The organism is Pseudomonas weihenstephanensis (assembly GCF_016812185.1).
Classification (GTDB): domain Bacteria; phylum Pseudomonadota; class Gammaproteobacteria; order Pseudomonadales; family Pseudomonadaceae; genus Aquipseudomonas; species Aquipseudomonas weihenstephanensis.
In genome coordinates this window covers 412,166-435,360 of record NZ_JAAEBV010000002.1, presented here as the reverse complement: position 1 = coordinate 435,360, position 23,195 = coordinate 412,166, and the positions used below count along the sequence as shown (strand labels likewise).

The following is a 23,195-nucleotide window of genomic DNA, read 5'->3' as shown; positions in this document are numbered from 1 at the left end:
GAGACCCGAGGGTCTCCCTTTTTCGTACAGCGCTTTGCTGCTTAGAACAGCACGCGGCAACGGATGGTGCCGGTGATGCTTTGCAGCTTCTCTTGCGCCAGGTCCGAGGACTCGGCGTCGACGTCGATGACCACGTAGCCAACTTTCTCGTTGGTTTGCAGGAACTGGCCGGAGATGTTGATGCCGTTTTCGGCAAAGACCTTGTTGATCTCGCTCATCACACCCGGAATGTTCTGGTGGATGTGCAGCAGACGGTGCTTGCCAGGGTGAGCCGGCAGGGCCACTTCCGGGAAGTTGACCGACGATACCGACGTACCGTTGTCGCTGTACTTGACCAGCTTCTCTGCCACTTCCAGACCGATGTTGGCTTGCGCTTCAGCGGTGGAACCGCCGATGTGCGGGGTCAGGATCACGTTGTCCAGGCCGCGCAGCGGGCTTTCGAACACGTCGTCGTTGGAGCGCGGCTCAACCGGGAACACGTCGATGGCGGCGCCGATCAGGTGCTTGTCCTTGATCGCGTCGGCCAGGGCGTCCAGTTCAACCACGGTGCCACGGGCAGCGTTGATCAAAATGCCGCCCTTTTTGATGGCACGGATTTCTTTCTCACCGATCATCCACTGGGTGGCGGCGGTTTCTGGAACGTGCAGGGTCACGATGTCCGACATGCCCAACAGCTCGTGCAGGTTGCCCACTTGCGTGGCGTTACCCAACGGCAGTTTGGTCACGGTGTCGTAGAAGAACACCTGCATGCCCAAGCCTTCAGCCAAGACCGACAGCTGTGTGCCAATCGAGCCGTAGCCGACGATACCCAGCTTTTTGCCCCGGATTTCGAAGGAGTTGGCTGCGCTTTTAATCCAGCCACCGCGGTGGCAGGAAGCGTTTTTCTCAGGAATACCGCGCAGCAACAGGATCGCTTCTGCCAGCACCAACTCGGCCACCGAACGGGTGTTGGAGTAAGGGGCGTTGAAAACAGCGATACCGCGTTCGCGAGCAGCGTTGAGGTCGACCTGGTTGGTACCGATGCAGAAACAGCCAACAGCCACCAACTTCTTGGCGCAATCGAACACTTCTTCGGTCAGCTGAGTACGGGAACGGATGCCGATAAAGTGGGCATCGGCGATCTTTTCCTTCAGCTGGGCTTCAGGCAAGGAACTGGTGATGTACTCAATGCTGGTGTACCCGGCGGACTTGAGAACATCAACAGCGGATTGGTGGACGCCTTCAAGAAGAAGGAACTTGATCTTGCTCTTATCGAGAGAAGTCTTGCTCATCTGCGTAAACCTGTGTCCCAGAGAAAAATGGCAGGGAAGTGGACAGCCTGAGCTGACCTGGCCGGCGTGAAGACCGGCACCGAGAATCGTCCTACGTCTCGATTCTACGGGGGGGCCGTATGCTAGCATAAGCGCCCCGCTAAACACCCATTCCTGCGACGTGAAGCGTTCTCAGGATGACCATGAATTGTTCGAGAGTTCTGTTGATGACCCATCCTGCCGTAATTGATGAGCTAAAGACCCTGGTAGAGCCTGGAAAGGTTCTGACCGACGCCGATTCCCTCAATGCTTATGGCAAGGACTGGACCAAGCATTTCGCCCCGGCCCCCGTGGCCATTGTGTTCCCCAAAACCACTGAGCAAGTGCAGGCCATTGTGCTGTGGGCCAACGCGCACAACGTGGCATTGGTGCCTTCAGGCGGGCGCACCGGTTTGTCGGCAGCCGCCGTGGCGGCCAATGGCGAAGTGGTGGTGTCATTCGACTACATGAACCAGGTGCTGGACATCAACCTGACCGACCGCACCGTGGTCTGCCAGCCGGGGGTTGTGACTCAACACCTGCAAAACATCGCGCAAGAACATGGCCTGTACTACCCGGTGGATTTCGCGTCGGCGGGTTCCAGCCAAATTGGCGGCAACATCGGCACCAATGCTGGCGGGATCAAGGTAATTCGCTACGGCATGACCCGTAACTGGGTGGCGGGCATGAAAGTCGTCACGGGCAAGGGCGACGTGCTGGAGCTGAACAAAGACCTGATCAAAAACGCCACCGGCTACGACATGCGTCAGCTGTTTATCGGGGCTGAAGGGACGTTGGGCTTTGTGGTCGAAGCCACCATGCGCCTGGACCGTGCGCCGAAAAACCTGACGGCGATGGTGCTCGGCACGGCCGACTTTGACTCGATCATGCCGGTGCTGCATGCCTTCCAAAACAAGCTGGACCTGACCGCGTTCGAGTTTTTCTCTGACAAAGCGTTGGCCAAAGTCATGGCGCGTGGCGATGTGCCTGCCGCGTTCGAAACCGACTGCCCGTTCTACGCGTTGCTGGAGTTTGAAGCGAGCACTGAAGAGGTGGCCAACGCGGCGCTGGAAACCTTCGAGCACTGCATGGAACAAGGCTGGGTGCTGGACGGTGTGATGAGCCAGAGCGAAACCCAGCTGCAAAACCTGTGGAAACTGCGCGAGTACATCTCCGAAACCATTTCCCACTGGACGCCGTATAAAAACGACATTTCGGTCACTGTGTCGAAAGTCCCGGCCTTTTTGAAAGACATTGACGCGATTGTCGGTGAACACTACCCCGACTTCGAAATCGTCTGGTTCGGTCACATCGGCGACGGCAACCTGCACTTGAACATCCTCAAGCCTGAAAACCTGAGCAAGGACGAGTTTTTTGCCAAGTGCGCGACGGTGAACAAGTGGGTATTTGAGACGGTTGAGAAATACAACGGCTCGATCTCGGCCGAACACGGCGTGGGTATGACCAAGCGCGATTACCTGACGTACAGCCGCTCGCCGGTGGAGATCGAGTACATGAAGGCGATCAAGGCCGCGTTCGACCCGAACGGCATCATGAACCCAGGCAAGATTTTTGCGATTTAATCCATGAAGGTGTAGTCGCTGGCACAGGCTGCGATGGCCTGGCAACCCCCATAGCAACCTGCGCCAGCGACTAAAGAAGCAGCATCCAACAGCGGAGTCGGTCAATGAGCTATCAGCACCAGTATCTCGACGGTACCCGGATTCACTTTCCTATCGGCAAAGTGGTGTGCATCGGACGTAACTACGCCGAGCACGCCAAAGAGCTGGATAACCCGATCCCGACTGAACCTTTGTTGTTTATCAAGCCCGGCAGTTGTGTGGTGGCGCTTGAAGGCGGTTTCGCCATCCCGGCCGAGCGCGGTTCGGTGCATTACGAAGCCGAAATTTCGGTGCTGATCGGCAAGCCGTTGTCCAACAACCCAAGCGCCGAAGAAGTACTGGACGCCCTCTCCGGTTTCGCGCCGGGCCTGGATCTGACCCTGCGCGACAAGCAAGCCGAGCTGAAAAGCAAAGGCCTGCCGTGGGAAATCGCCAAGTCGTTCGACGGCGCCTGCGTGCTGGCGCCGTTTGTACCGAGCTGCACCTTTCCTGATCTGGAAGACATCGGCATCCGCCTGACCATCAACGGTGAAGAGCGTCAGGACGGCAACAGCGCCCTGATGCTCAACAAGATTGTGCCGATGATTCAGCACATGGCGGCCTGCTTTTCGCTGCAAGCCGGCGACGTGATCATGACCGGCACCCCGGTGGGCGTTGGCCCGCTGAATATCGGGGATGAACTGGTGCTGGAGTTGCCGGGCGTGAGCCGTTTCGAAAGCCGCGTTCGCTAATCTGACTAAGCCGCGTAGGCACTGTCGCAGCCTGCGCCAGTGCCTACGCGGAGATTCGCCTGTCAGATATCAGTAGTCGCGGACGCGACAGCCTTAAAACGCTATTCTGCTGAGGTTTTTTCCTACACAGAATGTGAACCGCCGAATGCCAAACTGGAACCACTACGTACAGCGCATCCTTGAGTTGATGAAGCGCTATCCAGGGCTGATCGCGCTGTTTGGTTTCTGCTCGGGTGTGGCCAGTTTCATTCTGGTGGACCGCCAGCAAGGCATGGCCCGCTGGATCGCGGTCATCCTGTTGGTCAGTTGGGTCTGGCTGATGCTGGAAAACACCTTCACCCAGCTGTTTACGCGGGTGTTCAAACGCGAAATCCCGCCGCCCCTGCTGCGTTACGCCACGCAGATGATTCATCAGGAAAGTCTGTTTTTCGTGTTGCCGTTTTTCTTCATTACCACCACCTGGAACAGCGGCCAATTGGTGTTTACCGGGTTGCTCGGCGCCACGGCACTGGTGACGATTACCGACCCGCTGTATTACAAGTGGCTGGCGCCCAAGCGCTGGCTGTATCTGGCGCTGCACACCCTTGCGCTGTTTGCGGCGCTGCTGACCGCGCTGCCGATCATCCTCAACCTCACCACGTCCCAGAGCTACAAACTGGCGTTGGGCACCGCCGTACTCTTGTCCATTCCTAGCCTGGCCGTGAGCTTGCCGCTCAAAACCCTGCGTGGCTGGCTGATATTGCCGATGATCGTACTCGCACTCGGCGGCACCGGCTGGTGGCTGCGTTCATGGGTGCCGCCCGCCACGCTGTGGATGACCGAGGTGGCGGTTACCCCACAACTGCAAGACCGCACGCCCGGTGAGAGCATCAAGCACATCAGCGTCAATGAACTGCGCGCGCGTGGCCTGTATGCCTACACCTCGATCAATGCCCCGCGCGGTCTGAACGAGCGGATCTATCACGTGTGGCAACTCAATGGCCAGGAAGTGGACCGCATCGCGCTGGACATCAAGGGCGGTCGCAAAGAGGGTTACCGCGCCTGGACCCATAAACAGAACTTCCCGCCCAACCCGGTGGGCCGCTGGCAAGTGCGGGTGCTGACCGAAGACGGGCAAATGATTGGCGTGTTGCGCTTTCGGGTAACCGACGCAGATCAATCCTCTTCAGCATCGAGTCAGGCAAACTGACGCAATTGTGCTATTACCTATGGTCTGCGTATTCGCGAACCGAGCTTGGAGCTGACGATCATTACTGCTAAGGCTGGCGATGCCCAATTAGACACTTCAAGCACTGCGGCCAAGCTGCACATCAGTGGCGAATGGACGCTGGCCAATTATGCGCGCCTCAAACAACTGACCGACCAACTGGCGGGTCAATACGACGACAGCACCCAGGTTGATCTCAATGATGTCACCCGCCTTGATACGGCCGGTGCTTCGCTGCTGGTGGAGTTGCTAGGCTCGGAACGTGTCAGCCAGTTGGCCGAGACCACGCCCAAGCTGCCTGCCGCCGACCGCGCCTTGCTGCAAACGGTTTATTCCTCGATGCGCGATTTCTGTGTGCCGGTCAAAGAACCCGAGCAAAACACCGGCATTCAGGTACTCAGCCGTATTGGTTGCGCCGTCGACAAGCTGTGGCAAGACTGCCTGCAACTGCTGGGTTTCATTGGTTTGATTCTGCAAACCCTGACGCGCAACTTTTTTCGGCCCAAGCAATGGCGCATCACTCCGGTGGTGGCGCACATCGAGCAAATCGGGTTGAACGCTGCCCCGATTGTGGTGCTGCTGACGTTCATGGTCGGCGCGGTGGTGGCGTTTCTCGGGGCTACGGTGCTGGCCAACTTCGGCGCGGGGATTTTCACCGTCGATCTGGTGGCCTTTTCCTTCCTGCGTGAATTTGGCGTGTTGCTGACTGCCATCCTGCTCGCAGGCCGTACCGCCAGTGCATTTACCGCACAGATCGGATCGATGAAAGCCAACGAAGAAATCGACGCCATTCGCACCCTGGGCCTTGATCCAATGGACTTGCTGGTGTTGCCACGGGTGCTCGCGCTGCTGATCGCCCTGCCGCTGTTGACCTTCCTGGCCATGATGGCGGGCATTTTGGGTGGCGCGATGGTGTGCATTGTTTCGCTGGGCATTTCACCGGACATGTTCATTTCGCTGTTGCACTCGGACATCGGCGTGCAGCACTTCTTGGTGGGCATGGTCAAAGCGCCGTTTTTCGCCTTTCTGATCGCTGCAGTCGGTTGCCTTGAGGGCTTCAAAGTCACTGGCAGTGCAGAGTCCGTGGGCGCGCACACCACGTCCAGCGTGGTGCAATCGATCTTTATCGTCATCGTGCTTGATGCGGTGGCGGCGTTGTTCTTCATGGAGATGGGCTGGTGAGTGCGTCTGTGCAAAAAAACCGCGAGGCGGTGATTGAAGTGCGCGGCCTGTGCAATCGCTTTGGCAGCCAGACCGTGCACGAAAACCTCGACCTGGATGTGTACAAAGGCGAAATTCTGGGCGTGGTGGGCGGCTCCGGGACAGGTAAATCCGTGCTGTTGCGCAGTATTGTTGGCTTGCGTCGACCCACCGAAGGCGAGGTCCGGGTTTTCGGTCAGGACCTGCTGAGCTTGCCTGAAGAAAAGCGCTCGCTGATCGAGAGACGTTTTGGCGTGTTGTTCCAGAAAGGTGCGCTGTTTTCGTCACTGACGGTGACTGAGAACATCGCCCTGCCCCTGATTGAACACGCGGGCCTGAGCCGCCCGGACGCCGAACACCTGGCGCTGGTCAAGCTGGCCCTGGCCGGTTTGCCGCTGTCTTCGGCCGACAAATACCCCTCTTCGCTGTCGGGCGGCATGGTCAAGCGCGCAGCGCTGGCCCGCGCATTGGCACTGGACCCGGACATTCTGTTTCTGGACGAACCCACCGCGGGGCTTGACCCGATTGGCGCCGCCGCGTTCGATCAACTGATTTTGACCTTGCGCGATGCGCTGGGATTGAGCGTATTTTTGGTCACCCACGACCTCGACACGCTGTACACCATCACTGACCGCGTGGCGGTGTTGTCGCAAAAACGCGTGTTGGTGGCCGAACCGATCAAGCAGGTCGAAGATTACGACGACCCGTGGATTCATGAGTATTTCCATGGCCCCCGTGGCCGCGCCGCGTATGAAGCGGCAACCCAGCGTAAGGAGCAATGACATGGAAACCCGCGCCCATCATGTATTGATTGGCTTATTCAGCGTGTTGGTTATCGTGGGGGCCATGTTGTTTGGCCTGTGGCTGGCCAAAGCCAGCATGGACAGTACTTTCAAGGATTACGAAGTGGTGTTCAACGAAGCCGTCAGTGGTTTGTCCAAGGGCAGTTCGGTGCAGTACAACGGCATCAAGGTCGGTGACGTGATCGAACTGCGGCTCGACGACAAAGACCCGCGCCGGGTACTGGCGCGCATCCGTCTGGCTGCCAACACACCGGTCAAGGTCGACACCAAGGCCAAGCTGGCTCTGACCGGCGTGACCGGCACCTCGATCATTCAGCTCAGCGGCGGCGACCCCAACAGCCCGCCGCTCAAGGGTAAAGAGGGCAAATTGCCCGAAATCGTGGCCTCGCCCTCCCCGATTGCCCGCCTGCTGACAGACGGCTCTGACGTGATGGCCAACGTCAACATGCTGCTGCACAACGCCAATCGCCTGTTCTCCCCGGATAACGTCGACCGCGTGGGCAAGACCCTCGACAACCTTGAGCAAACCACGACGGCCATTGCCAGTCAGCGCGGGGATATTTCCCAGACCCTTAAGCAACTGGCTCAAGTGGGCAAACAAGCCAGTATCACGCTCGAACAAACCACTGCGCTGATGCGTAACGCCAATGGCCTGTTGAGTACCCAGGGCAAACAGATGTTCGGCAGCGCCGAGCAAGCGATGCAGTCGCTGGAACACAGCGCGGCCACCATCAACACCTTGCTCAACAATAATCAGGAATCGTTGAACAATGGCATGCAGGGGCTCAATCAGCTCGGCCCGGCGGTCAATGAGCTGCGTGAAACCCTGAGCACGCTGCGCTCGATATCGCGGCGTCTGGAAGCCAATCCAAGCGGTTACTTGCTGGGCCGCGAACAGAACAAGGAATTCACGCCATGAGTCGTACTTATCGCCTGGCCGGTTCAATCGTATTGGCGGCGAGCCTGAGCCTGCTCAGCGCCTGCTCGATCCTGCCCAAGCCCGAGCAGGTGGATGTGTATTGGTTGCCGTATGCGCAAACCCCGATTGCTGCGAGCCACAGCGCGCCAGTGAACTGGTCGCTGCGCCTCGACAAGCCGATGGCGAGCAATGCGCTGAACAGCCAGAACATTGCCGTGGTGCCCGAAGGCAACTTGATCAGCAACTACAAAGGGGCGCGTTGGAGCGACCCGGCACCGGTCTTGCTGCGCAATCGCTTGCTGGATGCGTTCTTGCAGGACGGCCGCATTCAGGGCCTGAGTACAGACGACAGCAACCTGCAGGCCGATTACGAACTGGGTGGGGAATTGTTGGCGTTTCAGACCCACTACAACGGCAAAAGCCCGCAGGTGTTGGTGCAGTACAACGCGCGGCTGGTGCGCACCAGCGACCAGCGGGTGATTGCCTCCAAACGCTTTGACGTGCGTCAGCCGCTCAACAACCCGCTGGTGCCGGGGGTTGTGGCAGGTTTTGGCCAGGCGAGCGACGTGCTGATGCCGCAAGTTGTGCAATGGGTGCTGCATCAAGGCCAGGCACAGCGCTAACCCCGCGTGGTAGGCGCTGCCAAAGGCTGCGAGGTACGGGTTTGTTAACCGAAGAACCAGTAACACACGGCAATGGCAGCGACTACGCCTGAGAACTCCGCTAATAACGCGCAACCTACTGCGTGTCGGGCGCGTTGGATGCCCACGGCGCCAAAGTACACCGCCAGCACATAGAACGTCGTCTCAGTGCTGCCCTGCACGGTTGCCGCCACTAACGCCGGGAAGCTGTCCACACCCTGGTTTTGCATGGTTTCGATCAGCAAGGCCCGTGCGGCACTGCCTGAGAACGGTTTAACCATCGCCGTCGGCAAGGCGTCGACAAAGCGCGTGTCCCAGCCCAACCATTCGACCGCATGGCGAATGCCGTCCAGGCCAAAATCCAAAGCCCCCGACGCCCGTAGCACGCCCACCGCGCACAACATCGCCACCAGATAAGGCAGCAAGGTTTTGGCCACGTCGAAGCCTTCTTTTGCGCCTTCGACAAACGCTTCGTAGACCTTGACCTTACGCAGCGCGCCGATCACCAGGAACAGCATGATCAGCCCGAACAGGGTCAAATTGCCGAGGATCGACGACAAACTGGCCAATGCCGTCGCTGACAAACCCGCCAGCAAGGCCATAAAGCCGCCCAGTATCAGTGCGCCGGGCAGCACGTACGCCAAGACCACCGGGTCCCATAGCCGCAAACGCTGCATGAAGGCCACTGAGAGCAGCCCTACGAGCGTTGAAGCACTGGTCGCCAGCAAGATCGGCAGGAAGACCAGCGTCGGGTCAGCAGCGCCCTGCTGAGCGCGGTACATGAAGATGGTGACGGGTAACAGGGTCAACGAGGAGGCATTGAGCACCAGAAACAGGATTTGCGCGTTACTGGCGCTGGTCGGGTTGGGGTTGAGTTCTTGCAGTGCCCGCATCGCCTTAAGGCCAATGGGGGTGGCGGCGTTATCCAGGCCCAGACCGTTGGCGGCAAAGTTGAGGGTGATAAACCCTAATGCCGGATGACCGGGCGGCACTTCAGGCATCAAGCGTTTAAACAGCGGGCCCAGCGCCTTGCCCAGCCAATCCACGATCCCGGCTTTTTCGGCGATGCGCAAAAAACCCAGCCATAAGGTCAGCGTGCCGAACAGCAGAATCATCACCTCAACCGACAGCTTGGCCATGGCAAAGATGCTTTCCACAATCGCCGCAAAGATCCCGGCGTTGCCCCCCACCAGCCATTGGGCAAGCGCCGACACGGCCGCGACCACGAAAAAGCTGAGCCATAGGCCGTTAAGCATCGAAAGAACTCCTTAAAGATGCCGCGAATGATAGCGGCCAACCCCCAGAAACAACAAACCCCGGACAAGTCCGGGGTTTGTGGGGCGAAGCGTGCGCGGGGCGATTATTCGCCTTTTGGCAGGGCTTCCTTGCTGCGCCAGTGCGGCAGCGAGTTCCAGTAGCGCTCGCCTTTGGCGTCGTCGTACATGCCTTCCCAACGCGAAATCACCAGTACCGCCAAGGCGTTACCAATGACGTTCAGCGCGGTACGTGCCATGTCCATCACACGGTCAACACCTGCGATAAAGGCCAAACCTTCCAGCGGGATACCTACGCTGCCCAGGGTGGCCAGCAGTACCACGAAGGACACGCCCGGTACGCCGGCGATGCCTTTGGAGGTGACCATCAGGGTCAATACCAGCAGCAGTTGCTGGCTGATCGACAAGTCGATGCCATACAGCTGGGCAATAAAGATCGCCGCGATGCTCTGGTACAGGGTCGAGCCATCAAGGTTGAACGAGTAACCGGTCGGCACCACGAAGCTGCAAATAGCTTTTGGCGCGCCGTACGCTTCCATCTTCTCGATCACGCGCGGCAGCACGGTTTCGGAGCTGGCGGTGGAGTAAGCCAGTACCAACTCATCCTTGAAGATGCGCATCAGCTTGATCACGGAGAAGCCAAACAGCTTGGCGATCAGGCCCAGTACCGCAAAGGCGAAGAACAAGATGGCGGCGTAAACCAGTATCACCAGCTTGGCCAACGGCACGAGCGAAGCAAAACCGAAGTTGGCGACGGTCACGGCGATCAGCGCAAACACACCGATTGGCGCGTAGTTCATGATCATGTGAGTCACTTTGAACATCGACTCGGACACGCCCTGGAAGGTTTTCACCAGCGGGTCGCGCAGTTCGGCGTTCAGGCTCGACAAGCCGAGGCCAAACAGTACCGAGAAGAAGATGATCGGCAGCATCTCACCGCGAGCCATGGCTGCGAAGATGTTGGATGGAATCAGGTTGAGGATGGTTTCGATGAACGCATGTTCATGCTGAACTTCTGCGGCAGTGGCCTGATATTTGGAAATATCAACCGTGCCCAGCGTGCTCATGTCGATCCCGGCGCCGGGATGGAACACGTTGGCCAGCACCAGGCCGACCAGGATCGCGATGGTGGTCACCACCTCGAAGTAAATGATGGTTTTAAGACCGATGCGACCGAGTTTCTTCGCATCTCCCACGCCTGCAATCCCGACAACCAGTGAGGAAATCACGATTGGGATTACGATCATCTTGATCAGACGGATAAAGATATCGCCAGCGGGTTGCAAGACGTTACTGATCCACCAGGCCTTTTCAGCACTGAAATGGTTAAGCAGCGCGCCGATTGCAATACCCAGGACCAGACCGATTAGGATCTGCCAGGCGAGGCTAAGTTTTGCCTTCTTCATGTCATTACCCTTACTTCAAGTGGACTCGGGAAGAGGCTCAGACTAGAGCGCTTTGAAGCGCTGAATTCTACAACCTCTGCCCCCGTAGAAGGTCGCCCAAATCGAGCCAGAGAGGCTCTTTGGCAGGCGAAAAAAGGCGCAACTATTCCCATGCAAGAGGAAGCCGTCTAATGCCGTAAACGCCTACCCTATGCCGAATCGGCATGGATATTGTCCGACAAGAGCTCAAATTCACGGGGTATCAAAGTCACAGAATAGACGACATAAGCGCCGCAGACCGGCTGTTTCAAGGTCTTTTTGCCGCAGGCGGGACGGCGTAAATCACGCCCAGTACTCAGAAATATCCGACAACATAAATCGAATAGAGAGAAGAAATCATTTTGCTATTAGTCGATAGATGGTCGACGTTCTCAAGGGCCATCCGAGCCACATTTGTTTTTAAAAAAATGAGCAGTGATAAGGTTTTACGACTAAAAAAACATTTTTTTAGACCCAAAAAAACCAAGGCAATGCCTTGGTTTTTTGGTGTTTAACAGCTGAAGAAACTGCCCAAATGATCAGTACCAGTTAGGGTCTTTCTTCAATTGTTCTTTAAGCAGCGCTTGTATCCCGACATCAGGTTGGCCCAAGAATCGGTAATCGGCATGACGTGTTGGCGACTTGTCGGCCGGCAAACCTGCCGGGACTTCGACCAACATGGCATAGGCGTGCTTCTTGTCCAGACTGACGGCAACGATCAGGCGTTTGTTCAAACAGGTCTGAGCGGTTTCGCACAAAGGCCCGACTAAATACTGATCGCCGTCTTCGTTGACTGCGTTCATCTGTTCGGCACTGCCCGACAGGTTCATCACCCATTCAGGCAAGCGATCTTCTTTTTTGACCACTTTTTGCCAGGTATCACGATAAGCAGCATCGTTTAACAGTTCGTTGGCACGCGACTGGCCATCATTGGCGGCCAGCGCCATAGCACTGCCGCCCATCAACAGGGCAGCAGTCATTGCCTTAAAGGATCGGCTAAACATGGTTACCCTCGACCACGGCGGCCAAAGATGAACGACACGACGAACATCACCAGGAAGACGACAAAGAGAATCTTGGCGATACCGGTGGCGGTGCCCGCGATACCACCAAAGCCCAGAACGGCTGCGATGATGGCGATAATCAGGAAGGTAATTGCCCAACTCAACATGGTGATTCTCCTTATTACTGTGGGAAAGCGTGGTGATGCCGCTGCTGCGTCTTAACGCCCTGCAAGGGCCTCAAGGTTGTGAACACTTAAAACACCCAACGTTCCTGCGGCACGTCTGAAGATGCGATTTGCGTGTCATCGGCAGCCGCTAGCGCATAGCCGTTGGTCGCCTGATGGTTTGAGCTGATCGCACTGAAGTGTGTTTGCGGGGCGGCTTGATGCAATACGGCCTGAACCGGCTGCGGTGCCTGTTCAAAACGCACAAGTTGCTGACCACCGATCAATGTCACCAACAACGCGAGGCTGGCGAACAGACCTTGTTGAAGGTGCAGCGAAGTAAGGCGAATGCGGGGGAAACCTTGACGATTCATGCTCAGACTCCTGCCACTCGGTGGTCAATGTTGGATTTGCCTTCAGCCCGGTAGCGCTGAATGACTGGGTTGCATGAGTTATTGCAGGCGGCATGCCAAGTCTTGAGTCTTAATAAAAGTTATATAAATCAAACACTTGTAGTAAATGTGAGTGCAACTGTACACGCATCCTGCACGATGGACTCTTCAAGCGTCGGGCGTTCTGCACGATTGGCCAAGGACCCTATACGTTCTTTTATAGAGGGGGCAAAAAACAGAACTGTTTTGTCCGGCAAACGTCGAGTCAAATCGGCTCTAATTAGTGTTAAATCAGACAGTTACAGCATGCAGGCAAGTGGCTACCCTGCTAGCCTCTTAATGAATCGTGAAAAATCATGCAACTTGCCCGATTATTCCGACACTAACCAACATCACTCATTAAGGAACGTAGGAAATGGAGTCTGCCAAAGAGCACCAAGGCCGCATTCTGCTGGTCGACGATGAGTCCGCCATCCTGCGTACATTCCGCTATTGCCTCGAAGACGAGGGTTACACCGTCGCCACCGCTAACAGTGCCGCTCAAGCCGATGCCCTGTTGCAGCGCCAAGTATTCGATGTGTGCTTTTTGGACCTGCGCCTGGGCGAAGACAACGGCCTGGATGTGTTGGCCCAAATGCGTATTCAAGCGCCGTGGATGCGTGTGGTGATTGTGACCGCCCACTCTGCGGTCGACACGGCAGTGGACGCGATTCAGGCAGGCGCCGCCGATTATCTGGTTAAACCGTGCAGCCCGGATCAATTGCGACTGGCCACGGCCAAGCAACTGGAAGTGCGCCAACTGTCCGCTCGCCTCGAAGCCCTTGAGGGCGAAGTGCGTAAGCCCAAGGACGGCCTTGATTCTCATAGTCCGGCGATGATGGTGGTACTAGAAACAGCCCGCCAAGTGGCTGGCACGGATGCCAACATCCTGATTCTGGGTGAATCCGGCACCGGTAAGGGTGAGCTCGCCCGGGCAATTCATGGTTGGAGCAAACGGGCGAAAAAGTCCTGTGTGACGATTAACTGCCCGTCTTTAACCGCCGAGCTGATGGAAAGCGAGCTGTTCGGTCACACCAAAGGTGCGTTCACCGGGGCCAGTGAAAGTACCCTGGGCCGGGTCAACCAGGCCGATGGCGGTACGTTGTTCCTCGACGAAATCGGTGATTTCCCGCTGGCTTTGCAGCCAAAGCTGCTGCGATTTATTCAGGATAAAGAATACGAACGCGTTGGCGACCCCGTGACGCGCCGCGCCGATGTGCGCATTCTGGCGGCCACCAACCTCAACCTTGAAGACATGGTGCGCGATGGCCGCTTCCGTGAAGACTTGCTCTACCGCCTGAACGTCATCACTTTGCACTTGCCACCGTTGCGTGAGCGCAGCGAAGACATCCTCACGCTGGCGGACCGCTTTCTTGCACGTTTCGTAAAAGAGTATGCACGCCCTGCCCGCGGCTTCAGCGAAGAAGCCCGCTTGGCGCTGGCGAACTACCGTTGGCCGGGCAACATTCGTGAACTGCGCAACGTGGTGGAGCGCGCGAGCATTATTTGCCCGCAAGAAGTGGTTGAGGTGAGCCACTTGGGCATGGCCGAGCAAACCATCCCGAACGCCCCGCGCATTGGTGCAGCGTTAAGTCTCGACCAGTTGGAGAAGGCACACATCGGCGCCGTGTTGGCCACCAGTGAAACCCTCGACCAAGCGGCCAAAACCTTGGGCATTGATGCGTCCACGCTGTATCGCAAACGCAAGCAGTACAACTTGTGAGCAGGCCGCGATGAAACTCGCTATCAAGCTGCGAACACGCCTGTTTCTGAGCATCTCAGCGCTGATCACGGTCGCGCTCATGGGATTGGTGCTCGGCGTATTCGGCGTGCTGCAAATGGCTAAAACCCAAGAAGCCTTGATCCGCAACAACTTCATCACCCTTGATCTGGGTTTGAAACTGCGCCAGACGTTGGGTGACCAACTGATTCTGATGCTGCACAACGAGCCTGACACGGTGGCGCTCAAAGCCTCGTCAGAGCAGTACATGAAGTTGCTCGATGAAGGCATTGCGCATGAACAAAAAAACCATTTGCCCAGCGGTTTTGTTCGGGCGCGGGCCGACTATCAAAGCTTTTTAGAGGCCTTTAACCAGTCGCATCACCGGGGCATCAACCTCAGCAACGACGACGACCTCACCACACGTTTCAATGCGTTGCGTAACGGGCTGATTGACGAGCATCGTAAAGCGCTGGAAAGCATCAACCACGCACAAGCCCAGGCGCGCGACCGGGCAATGTTGATTGCGACGGTATTGGGCCTGGTGGGTGTCGCGGTATTGATCATTGGCTTTATCACGGCACATGGTATTGCCCGACGTTTTGGCGCCCCCATCGAGGCGCTGGCCAAAGCGGCGGACAACATTGGCAAAGGTAACTTTGAAGTGGTGTTGCCGCTCTCCTCGGCCACCGAAATGAACCTGCTGACGCGGCGTTTCGGCATTATGGCCGAAGCGTTGCGCCAGCATCAGGCAACCAACGTGGACGAGTTGCTCGCGGGTCAGCAACGCTTGCAGGCCGTGCTCGATAGTATTGATGACGGCTTGCTGATGATTGATCAACAAGGTCGCCTCGAACACTTGAACCCGGTGGCACAGCGCCAGTTGGGCTGGGACGAAGCGCGTTTGGGGCAGTCATTGGGTGAGGCCTTGCAACGGCCCGAACTCGATCAACAATTGCTGACTGTATTGTGCGGTGGGAGTCTGGAGCGTTTGCCCGAGGACCTGAGCGTTGATATCGAAGGCGAAACGCGCTTGCTGACGTACAGCCTGACCCCGGTGAGTCAGCCCAAGGGGCCGATTCTGGGTGCGGTCATGGTGCTGCATGACGTGACCGAACAGCGCGCATTTGAGCGCGTGCGCAGTGAGTTTGTGTTGCGCGCCTCTCACGAGCTGCGTACGCCGGTCACCGGTATGCACATGGCATTCGGGCTATTTATGGAGCGGGCGCGCTTTGACCCTCAATCGCGCGAGACCGACTTGCTCAACACGGTCAACGAAGAGATGCAGCGGCTGATGCAGTTGATCAACGACCTGCTGAATTTCTCTCGCTACCAGAACGGCATGCAAAAACTGACGTTGGCACCTTGCGACCTGCAAGAAATGCTCGAACAGGCGCGCGCACGCTTCGCTGATCGGGCGGTGGCAAAAGATGTCGAGATCCTGATTGACCTGCAACCGCCATTACCGCGCTTGAATGCCGATCAGGGCCAGCTTGAACGCGTTCTGGATAACTTGATGGATAACGCCCTGCGACACACTGCCATTGGCGGGCAAATTCGCTTGCAGGCCCGGCGTCATGGCGAACGCGTGATCATCAGTGTCGAGGACAATGGCGAAGGCATCGCGTACAGCCAGCAAGGGCGAATCTTCGAACCCTTCGTGCAAGTAGGACGCAAAAAGGGCGGCGCAGGGCTTGGTCTGGCCTTGTGCAAGGAAATTGTGCAGTTGCACGGCGGACGCATCGGCGTGTACTCGCGCCCTGCTCAGGGGACGCAGTTTTATATGGCGCTGCCGTTATAGGCGAGGTTCACACCTGGTCTTCTGCGCGGCGCGGGCCTTGTCGGCGCCCGCCGGTGATGCGCTCGCGAAATTGGTGAGCGTTCAACGGTTTGTCGAACAGCCAGCCTTGGCCATAACTCACGCCTTCACTGCGCAGCAGTTCTGCCTGGTACTCGTGCTCAATCCCTTCGGCAATCACAGTCAGGTTCAGCGCATGCGCCATGCGGATAATGTGCGGCGCCACCCCGCTGCTGGCGGCGTCATAACCCAGCGCATCAATAAACGCCTTGTCGATTTTCAGGCAGTCCACCGGCAAGGTTTGCAGGTAAGCCAGGCTGCTGTAACCGGTGCCAAAGTCATCAATGAGAATCCGGTGCCCTTCGTCTCGCAGGGCCTGAAGCTTGAGCTTTGCGATTTCTACATCAACCATGCCGCGTTCAGTGACTTCAAACGCGATCTGTCGGGGTGCCACGTCATGCAGGGCCAGCAAGCGCGCCACCACCTTGCCGATGCGCGGGACCATCACGTCGCACGCTGACAGGTTGATGGACACATACAAGTGCGGGTTGGCCCTTAACAGCGGGCCGAGTTGTTCCAGTGTGCGTTGCAGGACGAAATCAGTCAGCTGTCGGATCTGCCCGGTGCTTTCGGCCACGGGAATAAACAGCTCGGGGCTGGTCATCGTGCCATCCGCATGCCGCCAGCGAATCAGCGCTTCTGCGCCCACGCACTGGCGCGTGTTGAGGTCAACAATGGGCTGATAATGCACCGTGAATTCGCCCCGGCGCAGAGCGCCCTGCAACTCCCCGCCCAAGGATTGACGCTGTCGTGCCACATGCAAGGCCAGCGCGCCCAGGCACAGGGCAATCAATAGAATGCCTGGCAACATCCACCCCAGCTGCGACAGGTACTGCGAGGTGTCGGCACGCGGCATGCTCAACACCAATTGGTAATCTGAATTGTCGGTGGGCAAGCGATAGAGCACGCGATAGTCAGTGACGACCACCTCTCCATCGCTCGGCGGCCAACCGGGGCTGGGCGGCCAATCCTGTGCCTGCCCCAATACCGGCAGCGCCCGCTGGTCATCATCGACCACCACCAGCAAGCTCCCGCCGGGCGGCAGATCGACCGCATCGCTCAAGTGCCCGCGAGATGTCGTCACCTCGAAGTCGCCACGGCCCAGCATCAAACCGGCCAGGTTGTCGTCGGGTTGTTCAGCGGTGTTCAGCCAATAGCGATAGACCGGCCCCTTGATATCGGGCTCACGGCCCGGCGAAGGCGTCAGGCTGAGGTTCGCAGGCCAGTTGGAGCAGACCTGGGTGCCGTCATAGAAGATGGCTTCATAAATGAAGCGGTACTTGAAGCTGGTCTTTTGCAGCTGCGAGGTCATCAACGGGCTGCATTCGCGCAGCGGCTGCTTGTTCAAGTCGTCCAGCCCTCTGCGAAGCTGGGTGAACAACTGTTCGAGCCGTTCAAGCAAACGCTCGCCCTCCACGCTCATCCGTTCGCGTTCACGCTGGTGCACTTGATGCATGACGACGGGGACGCTCAGCGCCAGTAAAACGCTGGCGCTGAGTAACGTAGCGACAATCGCCAGCGACCAAGGGCGATACAGCCGGTTACGTATACGCTTGATAAATGTGCGCGGCGTTCTGCGTCCTGGCACCAATCCTTGCTCCTGATAACGTGCTGACGGTGGCTGGGGCTTTCACTGCTGTTATTTGGCGGTGTTTAACACCTTCAAAATAGCTGCACTTTCGGCATCCGGGGTGCCGTCGAAACGGGTGGGGCGAAAATGCATTTGAAACGCAGCCAGTACGTGCCGTGTAGCGACGTCAAGCTCACCGGTTTGCGGGGTTTCGTAACCCAGTAACGCTAACTGTTGTTGAAACCAGGTGATGCTCGGCAATTGATTGGCATACAGCGCTTGCTCGCGGGCGACGGCTTGCGCATTTGGCCAAACGCCAAAACCGGCTTGTGCCAGTCGTTGCCACGGGAACAGCGGTCCCGGATCCAGTTTGCGCAGCGGAGCAATATCGCTGTGACCAATGATGTTATGCGGGTCAATTTTGTAGCGCGTGGAGATGTCTTTGAGCAAGACGATCAAGGCTTGAATTTGACCTTCGGTGTACGGATACCAAATCCGACCCTGGGGCGTATCACGGAAACCCTTGTTGACGATTTCGATCCCGATGGAGCTTGAGTTCAACCAGGTACGGCCCTTCCATTGGCTTTCGCCCGCATGCCAGGCGCGCTGGTTTTCATCCACCAGTTTGTACAGCGTCGGCGGCGTGTCACCAATCAGGTAATGGCTGCTGACGGGACCGTGGGTCAGCAGCTCAAGTGAGTGCTCAAGAGACGTCGAGGTGTAATGCAGCACAATAAATTGCACACGGCTGTCATGGTTGACCGAAGGATGGCGGGTGTCCATGCGCGGTCCGCTGGCGCAACCGGCCAGGAGCAGTGCAGACAACATCAAAGCAAATAATTTCATAGTTTAGACAGTGGCGTGAGGGCAGACAGGGCACAGCATAACGCACGGCTAGGTTTTAACCCTGTTGAATGGTGTTACGTCCGGCGGCTTTGGCACGATAAAGCGCTTCATCCGCGCGTTTTAGCACTTGATCACTGCGATCACCCGGCTTGAACGCTGCCAGACCGATAGACACCGTAACGGTGACCGGCTCACCTTTGAAGTGGAATGGGCACGCTTGAATCGCCGCGCGCAGTTTCTCGACCAACTGCAAGCCTACGGCCATCGAGGTATTGGGTATCAGCAAAACAAACTCTTCACCGCCAAAGCGAGCAATAAAGTCGGTGGGACGCAGGCGTTTGCGCAGTTGCGTGGCGATGATCTTCAACACTTTATCGCCTGCTAAATGGCCATAGCCATCATTGATGCGCTTGAAGTGATCCAGGTCGAGCATGGCCACCAGCAGCAGGTTGCCGTGAAGTTGCCACTGTTCAACCTCATGGGCCAAACGCTCGCCCCAGGCCGCACGATTGGGCAAGCCGGTAAGCGGGTCGATCAGGGCTTTTTGGCGCTGCTCTTCAAGGTGTTCACGGTAGCCCTGGGCCTCCTGCTCCATGTGCGCCACACGCTCGGCCAGCCCTTGCAGGTGCGCCGCGACTTCTTGCTCGCGTGCATCGCGTTGTTGCTGGTGCTGGTCCATTGTGCCCAACAGGCCTTCCAGACGGCTTTCAAGGATGTGCTTGAGGCTGCTGAGGTCGCAGGCTTCTTGCACACTGCTTTGCAGGTCGTCGACGTGCTCGCGCATTTGGGTGTGCAAGTCATCGGCCGCCGTTCGGCCTTCTGCATGGCCTTCACTGGCGGCCTGGAGGTTGCCCTGGAACGACTCCAGGCGCTCGTTGAGTTGCTTGAGGTAAGCCTCGAACTCATGTTGGCCGCTGTCAGTGATGGCCAGCATCAGCACGGCAAGATCATCGAGGATAGGTAGCAATTCGTACCAGTTAAGCCCTTTTTCAAGACGGCTGCGCATGGCTTCGACTTGCGGTCGATGGTGTTCGGGCAACGAAAGGTCGTTCAACAGCCCCAGCAACGTGGATTCGATGTGGGTCGCTACCGAGCTGTAGGATGGCTCTGGCGTGCTTGGCAGCGCGTAAATCGGGTCTTCTTCAAGGGGCTCAAGGGGCTCAAGCTGATCAAGGTCAGCACGGCTGTCTTCTGGTGCTTGAGTTTGGCTGATATGCGCTTGCGCCAACGCGACCACTGACTCCAGCGCGCCTCCCGCCCCCTCGTCAACAGCATCCACCACCTCCTGCACTTCAAGTAGCTGCACCGGTGAGGGTGGTTCCAGGGGTGGGGGCGATTTGATGTCGTCGTCAACGTGCGACAAGGGGAGGTTGTGTGGCACTTGCACTTCAACAACAGGCGGCGTCACCACCGGTTGAGGGGCCGTGTCTTGAGCAACCTCAATAGCAGCGGCTTGAGCCGGAGTCGCCTCATCGACAGGCTCGTGGTTCGCCACTGGCACGACGACGGCTGCCGCAGCTTGCGGGGTTTGCACTGTGACAGGCTCTGGAACGGCTTTATCGGCTTCGCCGCTGCCAAACAGACGCTGCAACAAGCCCGGTTTGGCGGGTTCTGCGTTGTGCAGTTGCGGTGCTAGTGCCTGGCCCTGTAATTGGCTCAGTTCGCCCAGTAGCAGCGGTATTTCACGCGCCTGGGTGACGCGACTGTCGAGCTGCTTGGCGAATGTCTTAAGCGGTTTGCTGACTTCACGCGGTAACGGTAGCGCTTGCAGCTGAGTCACCAAGGTACTGAGCGCGGTACTGACTTGCTCAACCCGGGTTTCGCGGCGCTGTTCGGAGTCGAGCACGGCTTTTTCCAGGCGCGGCATCAATGCCGCCAATGCCGCGTCCATTTCGTCTGTGCGCACGGCCTCGCGCATTTCTTTCATGCATTGGTCGACTGTGCGGTCAGAGCCCTCGGCCGCCAAGGTGCTGCGCACCAGGCCGCGACGCAGTAAGTCGAGGCGGGCATTCCAGCGACGCTCTAGTTTTTCTTGTTGCTCGATACTTTTGAGGTACTTCTCTTTCCAGCGTTTTGCGTCGTCGGCGGTCATGCAAGGGGCTCACTGGCGGAAGGACTCAACACTGGCAGTGAATCTCCACCAATAGAGCCCGGCAAACGGATTTCAACCGCGACCGGCAAATGGTCTGAAATGGGCTGATCCAGCACTTGCACCCGTTCAAGGGTCAGGCTGGGGCTGAGCAAAATATGATCAAGGCAACGTTGCGGGCGCCAACTGGGGAAGGTGGCTTGCATTTGTGGCGCCAGCAAACCCAAATCCCGCAAAGGGGATGTTTGTAACAGATCACTGGCATGGGTGTTCATGTCGCCCATCAATACTTGGTGCTGATAACCACCAATCAGCTCGCGTACGTAGGCCAGTTGCAGGGTTCGGGTCTTGGCACCCAACGCCAGATGCATCATGACCACGACCAGCGCGTCGGCACCTTCGCCAAAACGTACCAGAATAGCGCCACGACCAGCGGGGCCGGGCAGGGGATGATCCTCAATCGCGGTAGGCCGCAAACGGCTGAGCACACCATTGCTGTGCTGGGCCAGGCGACCCAGATTGCGATTGAGTTGCTGATACCAGTAAGGGAATTCGCCCTGTTGGGCCAGGTATTTAACCTGGTTGATGTAGCCGGATCGGTGGCTGCCACCGTCTGCTTCTTGCAGAGCGACCAGATCGAAGTCGCTCAACAAGTCGCCAATTTTGTCCAGATTACCGGTCCGCCCTTTGTGTGGCAGCACGTGCTGCCAGCTGCGGGTCAGGTAGTGGCGGTAACTCTGGGTGCTGTTACCGACCTGGATATTGAAGCTGAGCAAACGCAAACGTCGATCATCCGACAGCCCGCTTGCCGCCAGATGATCTTCGTTAACCTGCGGTTCATGCAGGCCAACAATTCGCTCGCTTTTCCAGCGCCGCACGGGGGAGGGCGCCGCTTACTTCGCCGCCTTGGCTGCACGCTCTTTGGCGATCAACTGGTCGGCCACGTTCAAGGCTTGCTCCGGGCTACCGGCAGTGCCGAGGTCGAAGCGATATTTGCCGTCGACGATCATGGTTGGAACGCCAGAAACTTCGTATTTCTTGGCAAGCTCTTTAGCTTTTACGATTTGGCCCTTGATGGCGAATGAGTCAAAAGTTGCCAAGAATTTGTCTTTGTCCACGCCTTGAGTGGCGAGGAACTCAGCCATCTCTTCAGGTTTTGTCAGCGGCTTGCGATCCTTCTGGATGGCGTTGAACACAGCTGAGTGAACCTTGTTCTCAACGCCCATCGCTTCAAGGGTCAGGAACATCTGACCGTGAGCGTCCCACGGACCACCGAACATGGCCGGAATGCGCACGAAATGCACGTCAGCAGGGAGTTTTTCCGCCCACGGATTGATCACCGGCTCAAACGAATAGCAGTGCGGGCAGCCATACCAAAACAGCTCAACGACTTCGATTTTGCCAGGCTCGGCAACCGGAACGGGGTTGCTCAACTCAACGTACGTTTCACCTGCTACAAGCGGCACATCGGCGGCTTGAGCGGACATGCCAAACAGGCTGGCACTGACGAGAGCGGCGCTGAGGATCAGATTACGCATGCTTTACTCCTGGGCTAATAAGGTCGCAGTCACGTGACCTGTATTCAGACAGGTCCGTGCTGGCTTGAGTTCGGTAGTGTAACGGCAGATGCCATAAAAAAGGGCAGCCAAAGCTGCCCTTTTAAACTCACATGCAAGGATTAAACGATCGTTAACGTTGCCAAAAGCGTCAAGCCCTGGCGGTACCGACCGTTTTTGCCTTAGTGCAGGCCTTGAATGTATTGGGCCAGTGCTTTGATGTCCTTGTTGCTCAGCTTGGCCGCGATGGTGCGCATGGTCATCGCGTCGCCGTCGTTGGTACGGTCGCCTTCGCGGAAGTCTGTCAGTTGTTTCTCGATGTAGCTGGCGTGCTGGCCACCCAGATGCGGGAAACCGGCAGGTGCATTGCCTTGACCATCGGGCGAATGGCAGCCGGTGCAAGAAGGCAGACCTTTCTCGACGTCCCCACCACGGAACAACGCCTGGCCGCGCTCGACCAGTGCCGGGTCAGCTGCACCCACGCTGTTTTTCTGGCTGGAGTAGTAGGCCGCGATGTCAGCCAGATCCTGATCGCTCAGGTTGGTCAGCAGGCCGGTCATTTCCAAGACCTGACGCTTGCCGTCTTTGATTTCGTGCAACTGCTTGAGCAGGTATTTATCACCTTGCCCGGCCAGTTTTGGGAAGTTTGGCGCCATGCTATTGCCGTCTGGACCGTGACAAGCGCCACACACAACGGTTTTTGCCTGACCGGCAGCAGCATCGCCCACAAGAGCAGTGCCTGCGGCCTGGGCAACACCGGTGACGCCCAAGGTCAACAGCAGACTCACGAGTAATTTGTTCATCAGCTAATCCAACTACGGCTAAGGGTTAAAGAGTTATGGGCCGG

Annotated in this window: 21 protein-coding genes; 9 read left to right on the top strand and 12 right to left on the bottom strand. The window is 57.6% G+C overall.

All coding sequences use genetic code 11. The features are described from left to right. Positions 1-41: 41 nt before the first annotated feature. Positions 42-1,271, bottom strand: coding sequence for a phosphoglycerate dehydrogenase (serA, locus tag GYN01_RS09430; protein ID WP_048363906.1), 1,230 nt, complete (start codon positions 1,269-1,271; stop codon positions 42-44). A 206-nt stretch (positions 1,272-1,477) separates the two neighbouring features. Between serA and GYN01_RS09425 the strand changes: the two genes are divergently transcribed. The 7 genes from GYN01_RS09425 (at position 1,478) to GYN01_RS09395 (ending at position 8,394) form a co-directional block, all read left to right on the top strand. Next, positions 1,478-2,872 carry an FAD-binding oxidoreductase gene (locus tag GYN01_RS09425; RefSeq protein ID WP_203306936.1) on the top strand — a complete coding sequence of 465 codons (1,395 nt, stop codon included), beginning with the start codon at positions 1,478-1,480 and terminating at the stop codon, positions 2,870-2,872. Positions 2,873-2,976: 104 nt separating this feature from the next. After that, the gene (locus GYN01_RS09420) at positions 2,977-3,642 is read left to right on the top strand and encodes a fumarylacetoacetate hydrolase family protein (RefSeq protein WP_048402056.1); all 666 of its coding nucleotides are present in this window, start codon (positions 2,977-2,979) and stop codon (positions 3,640-3,642) included. Between the two features lie 145 nt (positions 3,643-3,787). Further along, positions 3,788-4,831: a DUF5924 family protein gene (locus GYN01_RS09415; protein ID WP_048363909.1), complete on the top strand. Its 1,044-nt coding sequence runs from the start codon at positions 3,788-3,790 to the stop codon at positions 4,829-4,831. A gap of 51 nt (positions 4,832-4,882) precedes the next feature. After that, positions 4,883-6,031, top strand: a complete 1,149-nt coding sequence (locus tag GYN01_RS09410) for an ABC transporter permease (protein WP_048364282.1) — start codon at positions 4,883-4,885, stop codon at positions 6,029-6,031. A gap of 8 nt (positions 6,032-6,039) precedes the next feature. Further along, positions 6,040-6,831, top strand: coding sequence for an ABC transporter ATP-binding protein (locus GYN01_RS09405; RefSeq protein WP_162207803.1), 792 nt, complete (start codon positions 6,040-6,042; stop codon positions 6,829-6,831). Between the two features lies 1 nt (position 6,832). Continuing rightward, positions 6,833-7,771: an MlaD family protein gene (locus GYN01_RS09400; protein ID WP_048402055.1), complete on the top strand. Its 939-nt coding sequence runs from the start codon at positions 6,833-6,835 to the stop codon at positions 7,769-7,771. Then, complete coding sequence (locus GYN01_RS09395; protein WP_203306935.1) at positions 7,768-8,394, top strand: ABC-type transport auxiliary lipoprotein family protein; 627 nt, start codon at positions 7,768-7,770, stop codon at positions 8,392-8,394. The genes GYN01_RS09400 and GYN01_RS09395 overlap by 4 nt, the downstream gene beginning before the upstream one ends. A 44-nt stretch (positions 8,395-8,438) precedes the next feature. Here GYN01_RS09395 and GYN01_RS09390 read toward each other — a convergent pair whose 3' ends face one another. The 5 genes from GYN01_RS09390 to GYN01_RS09370 form a co-directional block, all read right to left on the bottom strand. Further along, on the bottom strand, positions 8,439-9,668 hold the full coding sequence (locus GYN01_RS09390; protein ID WP_048402054.1) for a nucleoside recognition domain-containing protein: 1,230 nt from the start codon (positions 9,666-9,668) through the stop codon (positions 8,439-8,441). A 104-nt stretch (positions 9,669-9,772) separates the two neighbouring features. Further along, positions 9,773-11,092 carry a glutamate/aspartate:proton symporter GltP gene (gene gltP, locus GYN01_RS09385; protein WP_048402053.1) on the bottom strand — a complete coding sequence of 440 codons (1,320 nt, stop codon included), beginning with the start codon at positions 11,090-11,092 and terminating at the stop codon, positions 9,773-9,775. Positions 11,093-11,649: 557 nt separating this feature from the next. After that, positions 11,650-12,114 (bottom strand): inhibitor of vertebrate lysozyme family protein, encoded by a 465-nt coding sequence (locus GYN01_RS09380; RefSeq protein WP_048363915.1) that lies wholly within the window; start codon positions 12,112-12,114, stop codon positions 11,650-11,652. A gap of 2 nt (positions 12,115-12,116) precedes the next feature. Then, positions 12,117-12,281, bottom strand: a complete 165-nt coding sequence (locus GYN01_RS09375; protein ID WP_019828122.1) for a DUF1328 domain-containing protein — start codon at positions 12,279-12,281, stop codon at positions 12,117-12,119. An 86-nt stretch (positions 12,282-12,367) separates the two neighbouring features. Next, positions 12,368-12,652: a hypothetical protein gene (locus GYN01_RS09370; RefSeq protein WP_048363916.1), complete on the bottom strand. Its 285-nt coding sequence runs from the start codon at positions 12,650-12,652 to the stop codon at positions 12,368-12,370. Between the two features lie 433 nt (positions 12,653-13,085). On the opposite strand from GYN01_RS09370, the gene algB reads away from it, so the two are divergent. Together algB and GYN01_RS09360 are read left to right on the top strand one after the other, a co-directional pair. After that, on the top strand, positions 13,086-14,432 hold the full coding sequence (algB, locus tag GYN01_RS09365; RefSeq protein ID WP_048363917.1) for a sigma-54-dependent response regulator transcription factor AlgB: 1,347 nt from the start codon (positions 13,086-13,088) through the stop codon (positions 14,430-14,432). Positions 14,433-14,442: 10 nt separating this feature from the next. After that, positions 14,443-16,230 carry a KinB sensor domain-containing domain gene (locus GYN01_RS09360; RefSeq protein ID WP_203306934.1) on the top strand — a complete coding sequence of 596 codons (1,788 nt, stop codon included), beginning with the start codon at positions 14,443-14,445 and terminating at the stop codon, positions 16,228-16,230. A gap of 7 nt (positions 16,231-16,237) precedes the next feature. Here GYN01_RS09360 and GYN01_RS09355 read toward each other — a convergent pair whose 3' ends face one another. The 6 genes from GYN01_RS09355 to GYN01_RS09330 form a co-directional block, all read right to left on the bottom strand. Then, positions 16,238-17,875 carry an EAL domain-containing protein gene (locus GYN01_RS09355; RefSeq protein ID WP_239658775.1) on the bottom strand — a complete coding sequence of 546 codons (1,638 nt, stop codon included), beginning with the start codon at positions 17,873-17,875 and terminating at the stop codon, positions 16,238-16,240. Between the two features lie 51 nt (positions 17,876-17,926). Beyond that, positions 17,927-18,703, bottom strand: coding sequence for an N-acetylmuramoyl-L-alanine amidase (locus tag GYN01_RS09350; RefSeq protein ID WP_203306933.1), 777 nt, complete (start codon positions 18,701-18,703; stop codon positions 17,927-17,929). A gap of 55 nt (positions 18,704-18,758) precedes the next feature. Beyond that, positions 18,759-20,795, bottom strand: a complete 2,037-nt coding sequence (locus GYN01_RS09345; protein ID WP_203306932.1) for a GGDEF domain-containing protein — start codon at positions 20,793-20,795, stop codon at positions 18,759-18,761. After that, complete coding sequence (locus GYN01_RS09340) at positions 20,792-21,670, bottom strand: endonuclease/exonuclease/phosphatase family protein (RefSeq protein ID WP_048402050.1); 879 nt, start codon at positions 21,668-21,670, stop codon at positions 20,792-20,794. The genes GYN01_RS09345 and GYN01_RS09340 overlap by 4 nt, the downstream gene beginning before the upstream one ends. A gap of 15 nt (positions 21,671-21,685) precedes the next feature. Then, a complete protein-coding gene (locus GYN01_RS09335) occupies positions 21,686-22,330 on the bottom strand; it encodes a thiol:disulfide interchange protein DsbA/DsbL (protein WP_048363922.1) in 645 nt (214 codons plus the stop codon). 200 nt (positions 22,331-22,530) lie between these two features. Further along, positions 22,531-23,151 carry a c-type cytochrome gene (locus tag GYN01_RS09330; RefSeq protein WP_048363923.1) on the bottom strand — a complete coding sequence of 207 codons (621 nt, stop codon included), beginning with the start codon at positions 23,149-23,151 and terminating at the stop codon, positions 22,531-22,533. Positions 23,152-23,195: the final 44 nt, after the last annotated feature.